The organism is Mycolicibacterium obuense (assembly GCF_055397605.1).
The window spans coordinates 3559129-3572501 of the sequence record NZ_AP043663.1 but is presented as its reverse complement, the minus strand read 5'-3'; the positions used below and the strand labels follow the sequence as shown (position 1 = coordinate 3572501).

Here is a 13373-nt window from a genome sequence, read left to right as displayed (position 1 = left end):
GCCGGCACATCACCGGCCCTCGCCGGTCGCCGCTGCCCAGAACTCGTTGCCCAGGGCGGACATCGACAGGGTTGCCCGCTCGACCTTGGCCGGGATCGGCCCACGGGCACCGCTTTTGACCGCGGCCAGTACCGAGGTCTCCGCCATCAGCAGTTCGTACTCCGTCTCCAGTTCGCGATCCTCCGGTCCGATGTCGACCAGGCCCAGCGACAGCAGATGAGTGACGTACTGCGGAACCATCTCCGGCAGCGCGACATTGGCCGTCCGGCCGATCAACGACGCGTTCTGCAGCACGGGGCGCGACGATGCACGCGACTGACCCCACACCGAGATGGTGACGACCGGTGACCGTGACCCGTCCGAGAGCGCGCCGAGGATCCGTGCCTCGTCGGCGACCAACTGGTCGAGGAGCCGGTGGAAGAATTCGGTCCGGCTCCCGCGGGTGTTCTGATCCAGGGCGCGCTCCAGCAGATGGCTCAACTTGCCGCCGAGCGAATCCGGTGAGGATCTGGTGGTGTCTGCCGAGGTGTTCTCTTCGGCGGCCGGTGGTGTCGTCGTCGGTGTCGAATCGGTTCCGTCGAGGGCGTCGAGGCTGTGTCGTAGCGCCTCGACGATCTGCTTCTCGGTCCAGCTGTAGACGTCGAGTCCGACACGAACCGCGCCGACGGCGTGGCTCAGCAATTCTCGCGGGTCGTACGGCTTGGGCATACGGAGAAACTAGTCGTACCGCACAGCGCTGAACTCAGGGATGGCCAAAGCCCGTCTGCCAACATTCACATGATCGACACCGTTTCGCCGCTCGCTGCGGCGAGCCCCTACCGATTCATCGGAGCACAATGGTGGGTATGGACAGGGAACTCGAGGCACCGGCGGGCGTTCCGGCGTGGCGCGATCCGCTGTCGGCGGGATGGCGTGCGCACCGCGGTCTTCTGATCTTGCGTCTGCGCTGGTACGAGCGCCGCGGCACCGCGGCCGATCGCGCCGGCGCCGCCTGACTGCGTATTCCGCTATCGACGTCGTTCAGCGCGGTGTCATGCCCGCCGCTCGGTAGGTGTCGTCGATCAGAGCCATGTTCGCCACCGCGTCGGCGAGGTCCAGCAGCAGCGCGTCGCCGCGTTCGACGTGGGCGGCGAAGGCCTCCAACTGGTAGGTGTAGGACGCGCGGGTGCCCAGGTGTTCCACGGTTTCGCCGCGTGCGGTGGTGATCGTCAGCCGGTCGTCGCGGCGCGGGTTGATGAAATCGTGCACCAGCACCTCCCCGTGTGACCCGACCACCCGCAGAGTGAACGAGTACTCGTCGTCGACCATCGAGTTCGTCGTAGATGCTGTTGCGCCCGAGTCGAACACGAACTCGGCATCGAAACGCTCGTCCACTCCCGGCGCGCGCTCCACGGCCGTTGCCGACACCACGCGCGGGGTCCCGAAGCGCCGCATGATGTGCAATGCGTAGCACCCCAGATCCATCAACGCCCCGCCGGCCATGTCCAGTGACCACCGCGGATCCCCCGGTGCCGGCTCGGGCATGCCCATGGCGACCTCGATCCGCGCGAGCTCACCGAGGGTGCCGTCGCCGGCCAGCTCGAGCGCCCTGCGCATCACCGGGTGGAACAGGTAGTGGAAACCCTCCATGACGGGCACGCCCGCCGCTTCGGCTGCCGCCGCGACCTTGGCTGCTTCGGCACGGTCGCGAGCGAACGGCTTCTCGGTGAGCACCGGCTTGCCCGCGGCGATCGCGGCAAGATTCCACGGCGCGTGCAAGGCGTTGGCCAACGGGTTGTAGACGACGTCGACGTCGGGATCGTCGATCACATCCTGGTAGGAGTCCAGGACCCGCTCGACGCCGAATTGCTCGGCGAACACGCGGGCACGCAGGGGATCCCGGGCGGCGACAGCGACAAGGCGGTGTCCCAGTTCGCGGGCCGGGCCGACGATCGCGTTCTCGGCGATCCGGGACGCGCCGAGAACGCCTATCCGCAGGCTCACGCCGTGACGCCCGCGACGACCCCCGTCACGAAGGCCACGCTGGCGCGGACATCGGCAAGCGGTCCTTCGCCCTCGGGTTCCCCGGTGAGTATGGTGTCCTGCTCCATCACGTACCAGCCGTCGAAACCGCTGTCCTGCAACGCCGTGACGATGCCGGCGATGTCGACGTCGCCCTGCCCCAGCGGCACGTACATGCCGGCGGCGACGGCCTCGGTGTAGGTCAGCTCGCCGGCCTGGACCCGCGCTGCCAATGCCGCGTCGACGTCCTTGAGATGGCAGTGCTGGACGCGTTCGGGGACCTGGCGGGCCAGCTGCAGCGGGTCCGTGCCACCGATGAGAAGGTGTCCGGTGTCCAGGCACAGCGGGATGCGGGAACCGGCGAGCACTCGATCCACCTCGGCGCGGTTCTCGACCATGGTTCCGACGTGCGGATGCAGCACAGCTTTCAGGCCCCGTTCGGCGACCACCTCGGTCAGCCGGTCGAGGTTCGTCAGCAGTGTCTCCCACTGCCGCTCGGACAATTCCGGGCGGGCGTCGTACCCGTCGGCTCCGGTGGCCGCGGCGAGCACGACCACGCCCGCTCCGGCGGCAACCAGGGAATCGAGGGGGCCGGCGAGGTCGTCGACCGGGTCGTGGCTCTCGTCGAACAGCACCACGGGCACGAAGCCGCCGACACACCGAAGGCCGAACCGGTCGAGGGTGTCCACGAGCTCCGCGGTGTCCGACGGGAGGAATCCCTCGGGGCCGAGTTCTGTGGCGGTCAGACCCGAGCCGGCCATCTCTGCGAGCACTCGCTCCGGCGGGAGTTGATGACCCCAACCGGGTACCTCACACACGCCCCAGGAGATCGGGGCTCCTGCGAGTTTCACTGCTGTGCCTCCTTTTTCACGGTGTCGATGGCGACCGGGACGCCGCGGCGCAGCGACTCCGTGGCCGCCTCCGCGATCCACGCCACCTCGACGGCATCGGCGACTGTTGCCCCTCGGATCGGCGCGCCACCCACGACGTCGACGAACGCGCTGAGCTCGGCCTGGAACGCCTGAGTGAACCGGTCCATGAAGAAATGGTGCGGCTGTCCGGTCGGGAACGACGTGTTCGGATCACCGTTGAGGACCGGGGCGCCCTCGTCCCAGCCGGCGACCATGGTGTCGTCGAAACCGTGCACCTCGAGTCGGCAGTCGTAGCCGCGGCCGTTGTAGCGGGCGGCGGACACCACGCCGAGCGCGCCCCCGTCGAAGCGCACGGTGATGACGGCGGTGTCGACGTCCCCGTACTCGGCGAACAACGGGTCGCCCTGGACGCTACCTGTGGCGTACACCTCCACGACCTCCTGACCGGTCACCCAGCGGATCGCGTCGAAATCATGCACGGCGCAGTCCCGGAAGATGCCGCCGGACCCGCGGATGTAATCCATCGGCGGGGGAGCGGGGTCCATCGTGGTGCTCCGCACCGTGTGCAGCCGTCCCAATGTGCCGGCGTCGACACCCTGCTTGACCGCGGCGAACGCGGCGTCGAAGCGTCGCTGGTACCCGACCTGTACCGGGACTCCGGAGCGGGCGATGATGCCGGCGACCCGGGCGCTCTCGGCCGCGGTGGACGCGATGGGCTTCTCGCAGAACGTCGGCAGGCCCGCGTCGACCGCCGCCAGTGCGAGCTCGGCATGGGCCGGTGTCGCCGCGGCGACGACGACGCCGTCCACTCCCGCCGACAGCAGGTCGGCCACTGAATCTGCCGGCGTGGCACCGTATTTGGTGGCGACTTCGGCGACGACGTGGGGCCGCTCGTCGGTGACGACGAGACGCTCCACATTCGGCAGGTTCGTCAAGGTCTCGGCGTGGAAGGCGCCGATGCGGCCGAGGCCGATCAGACCCAGGGTGGTCATGGCATTCTCCGATCGTGGTGGTCGTTCAGCGCGGATTCGAGCTGTTCGTCGGTGAGGTCCTCGTGCAGGGCGTCGATCACGATGTCGACCTGGCTGCGCGGCGCCAGACTGCCGACCGGGGGATCGCTGTCGAGGTTGGTGGGGAACGCGTAGCCCTCGGCGGTGGCGACCACGACGTTGCGCACCTCGTGGGCGGGCCGGCCGGCGGCGCGCATCCGGCGCAGTGCCGGGTAGACCGCGCGCACCATCGCAGTGCGGTCGAGCACCTCCATGGCCCGCCCGAACGGTGAGCTGACCTGCAGCAGATTGGCGATGCGCCGGATATCGCGCGAAACATTGGCTCCCGCGCCGTGATAGAGGGCGGGGTTGAAGAACACGGCGTCGCCGGTGCTCAGCGGGATCTGCACGTGATGGCGCGTGAAGTAGTCGATGAACTCCGGTCGGTGGAACGCGAGGTAGCCGCCGGCGAAGCGTTGCGAGAACGGCAGCAGCATGGTCGGACCGCTGTCGATCGGCATGTCGCAGTGTGCGACGGCGCCCTGCAGCGTCAGGGCCGGCGACATGCGGTGCAGGTGGGCCGGATACTGCTCGAGCTGCTCGACGGGAACGAAGCCGAGGTGGTAGTCCCGGTGCGGAACCTGCGCTGCGCCACCGGGGTTGACGATGTTGACCTGCGAGGTCACCTGGTAGCGAGGTCCGAGCCACGCCTGGCACACCAGCGCCAACGTGTCGTTGGCGTAATAGTCGGCGTATGTCTGCGGATCGCGGAGCGCGAGCTTCTGGGCTGCGTTCCAGATGCGGTCGTTGGCTCCCGGCGCGCCGAAGTGGTCACCGGCGGTGCGGTCGTCGCCGCGCTCGTGTTCGACGATCGCGAAGAACGCGTCGTTGGCCTTCGTGACCACCTCGCCGCTGAAGGCCCCGGTGAACACGACGACCCCGGGCCCGTCGGTGAGGGCGCGGATCACCTCGGCCTGCAGGGCCCGCCGATCGCCGGACACGGCTTCTGCGGCGTACACGAGGACATTGCTGCGTACCTCGGCGGCATGCGGGTAGTCGGCCGGGTCGGTCTGCTGCTCGACACATGCGCGGAACTCGTCGAGGTCGCAGTCCGCCTCGCCGAGCCATGCGGCTGGGTGCAGGGAGGTGGCCATGTCGTTTAGTCTTGCTGTGATCGGCACCGCAATCAACGGCAAAAAACCATCAAAAACACCTCACGAAATCCGGTGACCGAACGCAAACTCGAGCAACACGCCGCGGATTCACTCGAGATCACGTCTGTCCCCTACTTCGTGGGGGCCCACGCGGGGAGGAACAGGGGCACTTCGGTGGCGCATCGGTACAAGATCCGGGAGATCGCCCAGCAGAGCGGGCTCAGCGAGGCGACGGTCGATCGCGTGCTCAATCGGCGACCCGGCGTCCGGGAGACCACCATCGCCGAGGTCGACCAGGCGATCGCCGACCTCGACAAGCAGCGCGCCCAGCTGCGGCTCAACGGTCGGCGCTACCTGATCGACGTGATCATGCAGACGCCGCGGCGGTTCTCCGACGCGTTCCGCGCCGCGGTCGAGGCCGAGCTGCCGGCGTTCGCGCCGGCGATGCTGCGGGCACGCTTCCATCTGTGGGAGGCCGGCTCCACGGCGCAGATGGTCGACACCCTGGGTCGGATTCGCGGCAGCCACGGGGTGATCCTCAAGGCGCAGGACGAGCCGCACGTCGCCGAGGCGGTCGATCGGCTGGTGGATTCCGGGGTCCCCGTGGTGACCTACACGACCGACATTCCGGCCAGCACGCGCAGCGCCTACGTCGGCATCGACAACCACGGCGCGGGCGTCACGGCGGCCTATTTGGTGCAGCAGTGGTTGGGCGACTCGCCGTCGGGCGTGTTGATCACCCTCAGCCGTGCGGTGTTCCGTGGCGAAGGGGAGCGCGAGGTGGGCTTCCGATCCGCCCTGCGGGGATCCGGCCGGACGATCGTCGAGGTCAGCGGCAGCGACGGCATCGACGCCAGTAACGAGCGGTTGGTGCTCGACGCGTTGGCTTCCAACCCCGGAATCGAGGCGGTGTACTCCGTCGGAGGTGGCAACGTGGCGACGGTCGCGGCGTTCGAGAAGCTCAACCGCCCGTGCCGGGTCTTCGTCGCACACGATCTCGACGCCGACAACCGCCGCCTGCTGGGCGAAGGGAAGCTGTCGGCGGTGCTCCACAACGATCTGCGCGCCGACGCGAGGCTGGCGCTGCGGCTGATCCTGCACGAGCGCGGTGCTTTGCCGGCCGAAGCCGCCCGGCCGGTACCCATCCAGGTGATCACTCCCTACAACCTGCCCGCGCAGGGGTAGCTGATCGCTACTGATGAGTAACCTTTCTTAAGAGACTGGCCGGCGGTCGAATCGCCCTGAATGACGTGACCAAGACCACATTCGCCGATGGTCAGTGCGCTTGAGATCCTGTCTGAGCTGTGCGTTCGCCGGGCCGCAACCTGCACGTCATCTGCGGACCTGGTGTAGGCGGCCCTAAGAGAAGTGCCATAATCGGTACTGCCAGTGACACCAACTTCTTGACAGGTGTCCATTGACGGCGCACCGCATCGGTGGCGACTCGATGGACATTCGCCCGAAGCCTCACTGGAGTGCGGACGAGAAGGCCGACGAGAAGGACACGGAAGGCGAGCGAGTGGCAGACAACGGCATCGAGACCGGCCCGGTGAGTGCGAGCGCGTCAGGCGCGCCCCGGCAGAAGCTCGAAAAGGTCGTCATCCGTTTCGCCGGTGACTCCGGCGACGGCATGCAGCTGACCGGCGACCGATTCACCTCGGAAGCCGCCCTGTTCGGCAACGACCTTGCGACGCAACCGAATTACCCCGCCGAGATCCGGGCCCCCCAGGGCACGCTGCCGGGGGTCTCGTCGTTCCAGATCCAGATCGCCGACTACGACATCCTCACCGCGGGCGACCGGCCCGACGTGCTGGTCGCGATGAACCCGGCGGCCCTCAAGGCCAACGTGTCCGACCTGCCGCGCGGCGGGCTGATCATCGCCAACTCCGACGAGTTCACCAAGCGCAACCTGGCGAAGGTCGGGTACGACGCCAACCCGCTCGAGACCGACGAACTGTCCGACTACGTGGTGCAGGCCGTGGCGATGACCACGCTGACGCTGGGTGCCGTCGAGTCGATCGGAGCCAGCAAGAAAGACGGTCAGCGCGCGAAGAACATGTTCGCGCTCGGTCTGCTGTCGTGGATGTACGGCCGCGAGCTGGAGCACAGCGAGGCGTTCATCCGCGAGAAGTTCGCCCGCAAGCCCGAGGTGGCCGAGGCCAACGTGCTGGCGCTCAAGGCCGGCTGGAACTACGGCGAGACCACCGAGGCGTTCGGCACCACCTACGAGGTCGCCCCGGCCAAGCTGAAAAGCGGTGAGTACCGGCAGATCTCCGGCAACACCGCGCTGGCGTACGGCATCGTCACCGCCGGTCAGCTGGCCGATCTGCAGGTGGTGCTCGGCACCTACCCGATCACCCCGGCGTCGGACATCCTGCACGAGCTGTCCAAGCACAAGAACTTCAACGTCCTGACCTTCCAGGCCGAGGACGAGATCGCCGGCATCGGCGCGGCGATCGGCGCCTCCTACGGTGGGGCCATCGGCGTCACCAGCACCTCCGGACCCGGCATCTCGCTCAAGTCGGAGGCCATCGGCCTCGCGGTGATGACCGAGTTGCCGCTGCTCGTGATCGATGTCCAGCGCGGCGGCCCGTCGACCGGTCTGCCCACCAAGACCGAGCAGGCTGATCTGCTGCAGGCCATGTTCGGCCGCAACGGCGAATCGCCGGTGGCCATCCTCGCGCCCCGCTCACCGTCGGACTGCTTCGACATCGCGGTCGAGGCGGTGCGCATCGCGATCAACTACCACACGCCGGTGATGATCCTGTCCGACGGCGCGATCGCCAACGGCTCGGAGCCGTGGCGCATCCCGGACGTCAGCACCTACGAACCCATCGAGCACACCTTCGCCAAGGAAGGCGAACCGTTCCAGCCCTACGCCCGCGACCCCGAGACGCTGGCCCGGCAGTTCGCGGTACCCGGCACCCCCGGTCTGGCGCACCGCATCGGCGGGCTGGAGTCGGCCAACGGGTCGGGCAACATCTCCTACGAGCCGAAGAACCACGACCTGATGGTCCGGTTGCGCCAGGAGAAGGTGGCCGGCATCGACGTGGCGGATCTGGAGGTCGACGATCCGACCGGTGACGCCGACCTGCTGCTCCTCGGATGGGGCAGCAGCTACGGACCCATCGGTGAGGCGTGCCGGCGCGCCCGGCGCAAGGGCATCAAGGTCGCCCACGCGCAACTGCGCCATCTCAACCCGTTCCCCGCGAACCTGGGTGAGGTGCTGGGCCGCTACTCGCGCGTCGTCCTGCCGGAGATGAACCTCGGTCAGCTGGCCCTGCTGCTGCGCGGCCAGTTCCTCGTCGACGTGCAGTCGGTGACCAAGGTCGAGGGCATGGCGTTTCTGGCCGACGAGGTCGAAGGCATCATCGATGCCGCGCTGGACGGGACACTGGCCGAGAAGGAAAACGAGAAAGCCACGTTCGCGCGGTTGGCGGCGGCCACTGTAGAGACTGGAGTGAACGCATGACGGACACGATCGGTACCGACCTGGGGCTGACGCCGCTGACCAAGATGAGCCTGGTCCCGACGACGGACGAGCCGCAGAAGGCCAAGGACTTCACCAGCGACCAAGAGGTCCGCTGGTGCCCGGGCTGCGGTGATTACGTCATTCTCAACACCATCCGCAATTTCCTGCCCGAGCTGGGTCTCAAGCGCGAGAACATCGCGTTCGTCAGCGGCATCGGTTGCTCGAGCCGGTTCCCGTACTACCTGGAGACCTACGGGTTCCACTCGATCCACGGCCGGGCACCGACGATCGCGACCGGGCTGGCACTGGCGCGCGAAGATCTCTCGGTCTGGGTGGTCACCGGTGACGGCGATGCGCTGTCCATCGGTGGCAACCACCTGATCCACGCGCTGCGCCGCAACGTCAACCTGACGATCCTGCTGTTCAACAACCGGATTTACGGCCTGACGAAGGGGCAGTACTCGCCGACGTCCGAGGTCGGCAAGGTCACCAAGTCGACGCCGATGGGCTCGCTGGACTACCCGTTCAATCCGGTGTCGCTGGCGCTGGGTGCCGAGGCGACGTTCGTGGGTCGTGCGCTGGACTCCGACCGCAAGGGCCTCTCCGAGGTTCTTCGCGGCGCAGCCGAGCATCGCGGCGCCGCCCTGGTCGAGATCATGCAGGATTGCCCGATCTTCAACGACGGATCGTTCGACGCGCTGCGCAAGGACGGCGCCGAAGAGCGGCTGATCAATCTGCGCCACGGCGAGCCGATCACCTTCGGCACCGACGGTGAGTACAGCGTCGTCAAGTCCGGCTTCGGCCTCGAGGTCGCCAAGACCGCCGACGTCGCGGCCGACCAGATCGTGGTGCACGACGCAGGTCTGGAAGACCCCGCATACGCGTTCGCTCTGTCGCGGCTCTCCGAGCAGAACCTCGACCACATGGTGATGGGGATCTTCCGCAAGGTCAGCAAGCCCACCTACGACGATGCGGCGCGCCAGCAGGTCAGCGCTGCCCGCGAGGCCCGTGCACACGACACCGCGGCGCTGCAGGCACTCTTGCGCGGTAAGGACACCTGGTCGGTCGACTGATCGGTCTTCGGGCATCTGGCCGCGGTGCTGAGCTAACGTCACCAGTGTGACGTCACCGCTGCCGTTGGCCGCTGTCATCCTCGCCGGTGGGGCTTCCCGCCGCATGGGCCGAGACAAGGCCACCGTGGCCATCGATGACCCGGCTGGTCCCAGCGGGCAGACCACGCTTCTCGAGCGCGTGGTGTCGATCGTGAGTCGCCGTTGTTCACCCGTTTTCGTGATCGCGGCCCCGGGCCAGGCGCTGCCCGCTGTGGACGCCACGGTGCTTCGCGACGAGGTGCGCGGTGTCGGCCCGCTGCTGGCCACCGGGCGTGGCCTGCGGGCGGCGGCCGACGCGGGCGTCGAGCATGCGTTCGTGTGTGCGGTGGACATGCCCGACCTGACGACCGAGATCATCGACACCCTCGCCGGTCCCGCGCAACGGCTCGGTGTCGACGTCGTGCTGCCGTGGGACGGCCGGGACCACTATCTGGCCGGCATCTACCGGACGGGATTGCACGGGGTCGTCGATCGGTTGATCGACTCGGGTCAACGAAGCATGCGCGCGCTCGTGGATTCTGTCGACACCCAGCGGATCGTGATGGCGGAGCAGGCGGCGCTGACCAACGTCAACACCGAGGCCGACCTCTCAGCGCTGATTCCGCCAAAATTCTCCCAGCGAATTCAGTGAGAATTCCGTCGAATTGCGACGGGGAAACAACGTAATTCGCGGCACGCAATTCGAACGTCTTTCACTGTGAATATGCACCGCGCGTCCGTCTGCCATCTGTCGCTGTCCGGGCCGCGGCGTCGGTGCAATCGATCTCAAATATGTTGCTGTGCAGTGTGATTGGTAGTGGTAGTGCCGAGAAGCGGAGCGCCGGAACGATGTTGAGTTGAGCTAAGTACTGGCTGCGCGGCCTGCCGCAATGGCCGTCGAAATGGTCGATGCGTGTAAAAGCGTGGTCTCTCTAGAATGTGCTCGCGCTAACTCGAGTTCGGTTGTGCCGCAGCCATACCCGATACCGACTGCCGCGGGGGAGTGACGAACGGCGGGTCCGTTGCGGGCTCGGGGCTCCGGGCGGTCACGGTGCGCGCCGACGGCCGCGACGGAGGGGTTGCGGCGACGTGTCGGGGGTCACAAAAACGTCGTGATTTGGCTCACGCGATTGGCCTCTCGCGAAACTTCTGGCGTCGACGTCAAACGTCATCACTACCAGCGTGAACGCTCGGATATCGCGTCGTGATCGTTTCGTGATCTGCCGGCAATTCATCCGTCGCCGAAGATGACTTTGGGTTTCCAGGTTTGTACGGTCCCAAACAGCTTCTCAGCGAAGCCATAACTCAAAAACCACGAACCAGCGTGTGTGTGGGCCACGAGAGGCGCGTCAGCCTCTATCGGCGCCGGACATCTCCGGCGAGATCGACTCGATCTCCCCCAGTCGCACCCGACCGAGACGGTGCGACCCGACATTCCCCGCCTGTGAACAGGCAGCACAGCCGTGCCTCCGCACGGCGTGTTTCGGCGCGCGCTCGGCGAAAGGACAGAAGTTGAAGAACATCCGCAAGACGTTTGGGCTGGCCACCATCGCCGGCGCGCTCGCCGTGGCACCCATGGCAGCAGTCACGGGTTTTGGGGCCGGAACCGCGAATGCGGACAGCGTCAACTGGGATGCCGTCGCGGCCTGCGAGTCGGGCGGCAACTGGGCCATCAACACCGGTAACGGTTACTACGGCGGCCTGCAGTTCACGATGAGCACCTGGAAGGCCAACGGCGGCTCGGGCTCGCCGCACGGCGCCAGCCGCGAAGAGCAGATCCGCGTGGCTGAGAACGTGCTGCGCTCGCAGGGGATCGGCGCGTGGCCGGTGTGCGGTCGCCGCGGCTGACCGCCTTATCACGCTTCGTGCGGGGCGGTGTCGATTTCGGTCGACACCGCCCCGTTTTTCTCAGCTTTCTCACAGGTCTCTTACACCAGATAAGTAACGTCTAAAACTTCATTCTCATCGGTAACAGGTGATGTTCATCACCCGACAGACCGGGCAGCCGCAGCGTGAGACGCCTTCGTCGCATGCGGGCCTTGGGTCACAACGGTCGGGGAAGGACCGCAAAGATGAACGTTCGCAGCATTGTCAGCAAGGGTCTGATGGCCGCCGCGCTCTCCGGAGCCTTCGCCGCCGTGCCGATGGCACTCGACGGCGCCGCCGCGACGGCGCATGCCGACTCGGTCAACTGGGACGCCATCGCGCAGTGCGAGTCGGGCGGCAACTGGAGCATCAACACCGGCAACGGGGCCTACGGCGGCCTGCAGTTCAAGCAGGCCACCTGGAGCTCCAACGGTGGCACCGGGAGCCCGGCCACGGCCTCGCGCGCCGAGCAGATCCGCGTCGCCGAGAACGTGCTGCAGAGCCAGGGCCTCAAAGCATGGCCCAAGTGCGGCGCCGCGGGCATGAGCGCCGCGCAGGTCTGGGGCAACCCCGCCACTGCCGCGCCCGCACCGGCCGCTGTGCCCGCCACCGCTGTGCCCACAGCTGCTGTGCCCACAACTGCAAAGGGCTGCGCGAACCTCCCCACCTCCGCGCTGGGCGGCTTCGTCGACCTGCGCAAGATGTGCACGGCGATCTTCACCCCGCGCACCGCGCGCTGACCCCGCTCAGTCCGGCTGTGTGCAGGGGAGGGTGAACGCCGACCGCGCCGCGATCGAGGCCAGGTGAGCGGACACGACACGCTCCGGCAGCAGCGCCGTACCCCAGCTCGCGGCCGCACCCAGTGCGACGGGCCGGGCGTTCAGGACGCGTCCGATGGTCGCTGCCTCGAGAACCAGCGCGCGCACCCGCCGCCGGCGGAACGCCGCGAATGAGGCAAAGGCGCGCGAAAGATCCGGTGCCTGCGCCACGCAGCGCGCCAACACGGCCGCGTCTTCGATGCCCTGACAGCCGCCCTGCCCGAGATGCGGCCGCATCGGGTGCGCGGCGTCGCCGACGATGACCATCGGCCCGCGAGACCAATGTCGGGGTGCGGCGCGATCGTAGAGGTCGTTGCGCAGCAGGTTCGCCGGCGACGTCGCGGCCAGCAGTGCCGGGATCGGCGCTGCCCACCCGGCCAACAGGCGGGCCAGGTGGGCCTTCTCGCCGTCGGGCGCGCGACCGCCCTCCGCCGTCCGCTCCGTCGCGAACCAGTACGTGTGCTCATCACCCAGCGGTACGTGACCGACCTGCACGCCCGGGCCGAGGGTTTCGCCGGCGAGGTCTGGATCCATCGGGATGTCGGCGATACCCCGCCAGGCGGTGTACCCGACATAGCGGTTCGGCAGGTCGCCGTTGAGGGTGCTCGCGACGACTGAACGGACACCGTCCGCGCCGATCACCGCGTCGGCCTCGAGGATGTCGCCGTCAGCCGTGGTCACCGCAACGCCCGCCGCCGTCGTCGACACGGCCGTCACCGATACCCCGGTCGCGACCGCGCCCGCCGGCAGTGCCCCGGCCAGCAGGTCGGTCACCGTCGAGCGGCGCACCACCACCAGCGGCTCCCCGAGCGCGGTGACCATGCGCTGCCCGGCCGGCCGCCGCAACCACCGCCCGCTGCGCCAGCGGATCGCGCCGGCGGTGACCCTCCCGCCCGCATCGCGGACGGCATCGCCGACTCCGATCTGATCGAGTGCGGCCAGTGCGTTGGGCCAGATGCTGATACCCGTGCCCGCCCCGAGGTCGGTGCGCTGCTCGAGCACGCGGACCTCGTGACCGTCGCGGCTCAGGGCGACGGCGCTCGCCAGTCCGGCGATGCCGGCGCCGACGACGATGAATCGCGCTGGCATGGGCTGACCCTAACTGTCCGG

At 67.9% G+C, this 13373-nt stretch carries 13 protein-coding genes; 7 read left to right on the top strand and 6 right to left on the bottom strand.

Features of this window, described 5'->3' with window-relative positions; genetic code table 11:
- Positions 1-9 precede the first annotated feature (9 nt).
- Complete coding sequence (locus tag ACZ50N_RS16985; RefSeq protein WP_046364005.1) at positions 10-708, bottom strand: Abi-alpha family protein; 699 nt, start codon at positions 706-708, stop codon at positions 10-12.
- 137 nt (positions 709-845) lie between these two features.
- Between ACZ50N_RS16985 and ACZ50N_RS16980 the strand changes: the two genes are divergently transcribed.
- On the top strand, positions 846-995 hold the full coding sequence (locus tag ACZ50N_RS16980) for a hypothetical protein (protein WP_157850923.1): 150 nt from the start codon (positions 846-848) through the stop codon (positions 993-995).
- A gap of 25 nt (positions 996-1020) precedes the next feature.
- Here ACZ50N_RS16980 and ACZ50N_RS16975 read toward each other — a convergent pair whose 3' ends face one another.
- From ACZ50N_RS16975 to ACZ50N_RS16960, 4 genes are read right to left on the bottom strand one after another with little or no spacing between them, the layout of a single operon-like run.
- The gene (locus tag ACZ50N_RS16975; RefSeq protein WP_073683533.1) at positions 1021-1983 is read right to left on the bottom strand and encodes a Gfo/Idh/MocA family protein; all 963 of its coding nucleotides are present in this window, start codon (positions 1981-1983) and stop codon (positions 1021-1023) included.
- Positions 1980-2852, bottom strand: a complete 873-nt coding sequence (locus ACZ50N_RS16970) for a sugar phosphate isomerase/epimerase family protein (RefSeq protein WP_048422770.1) — start codon at positions 2850-2852, stop codon at positions 1980-1982. Before ACZ50N_RS16970 ends, ACZ50N_RS16975 begins: the two co-directional genes overlap by 4 nt.
- Entirely contained in the window at positions 2849-3865 is a 1017-nt protein-coding gene (locus tag ACZ50N_RS16965; protein ID WP_073683532.1) for a Gfo/Idh/MocA family protein, read from the bottom strand. Before ACZ50N_RS16965 ends, ACZ50N_RS16970 begins: the two co-directional genes overlap by 4 nt.
- Positions 3862-5016 (bottom strand): phytanoyl-CoA dioxygenase family protein, encoded by a 1155-nt coding sequence (locus ACZ50N_RS16960; protein WP_073683531.1) that lies wholly within the window; start codon positions 5014-5016, stop codon positions 3862-3864. Before ACZ50N_RS16960 ends, ACZ50N_RS16965 begins: the two co-directional genes overlap by 4 nt.
- A gap of 174 nt (positions 5017-5190) precedes the next feature.
- Here ACZ50N_RS16960 and ACZ50N_RS16955 point away from each other — a divergent pair, with 174 nt between their 5' ends.
- The 6 genes from ACZ50N_RS16955 to ACZ50N_RS16930 all read left to right on the top strand — a co-directional run bounded on the left by ACZ50N_RS16955 (position 5191) and on the right by ACZ50N_RS16930 (position 12185).
- Positions 5191-6201: a LacI family DNA-binding transcriptional regulator gene (locus ACZ50N_RS16955; RefSeq protein ID WP_046364000.1), complete on the top strand. Its 1011-nt coding sequence runs from the start codon at positions 5191-5193 to the stop codon at positions 6199-6201.
- 262 nt (positions 6202-6463) lie between these two features.
- The gene (locus tag ACZ50N_RS16950) at positions 6464-8488 is read left to right on the top strand and encodes a 2-oxoacid:acceptor oxidoreductase subunit alpha (protein ID WP_236728534.1); all 2025 of its coding nucleotides are present in this window, start codon (positions 6464-6466) and stop codon (positions 8486-8488) included.
- A complete protein-coding gene (locus ACZ50N_RS16945; RefSeq protein WP_046363999.1) occupies positions 8485-9561 on the top strand; it encodes a 2-oxoacid:ferredoxin oxidoreductase subunit beta in 1077 nt (358 codons plus the stop codon). Before ACZ50N_RS16950 ends, ACZ50N_RS16945 begins: the two co-directional genes overlap by 4 nt.
- A gap of 46 nt (positions 9562-9607) precedes the next feature.
- A complete protein-coding gene (gene mobA / locus ACZ50N_RS16940) occupies positions 9608-10231 on the top strand; it encodes a molybdenum cofactor guanylyltransferase (RefSeq protein ID WP_464473371.1) in 624 nt (207 codons plus the stop codon).
- Positions 10232-11091: 860 nt separating this feature from the next.
- Positions 11092-11427 (top strand): transglycosylase family protein, encoded by a 336-nt coding sequence (locus tag ACZ50N_RS16935; protein ID WP_046363998.1) that lies wholly within the window; start codon positions 11092-11094, stop codon positions 11425-11427.
- Positions 11428-11651: 224 nt separating this feature from the next.
- Entirely contained in the window at positions 11652-12185 is a 534-nt protein-coding gene (locus ACZ50N_RS16930) for a transglycosylase family protein (RefSeq protein WP_464473370.1), read from the top strand.
- Positions 12186-12191: 6 nt separating this feature from the next.
- Here the strand turns inward: ACZ50N_RS16930 and ACZ50N_RS16925 are convergent, their stop codons facing one another.
- Entirely contained in the window at positions 12192-13352 is a 1161-nt protein-coding gene (locus ACZ50N_RS16925; RefSeq protein WP_464473369.1) for an FAD-dependent oxidoreductase, read from the bottom strand.
- Between the last annotated feature and the right edge of the window lie 21 nt (positions 13353-13373).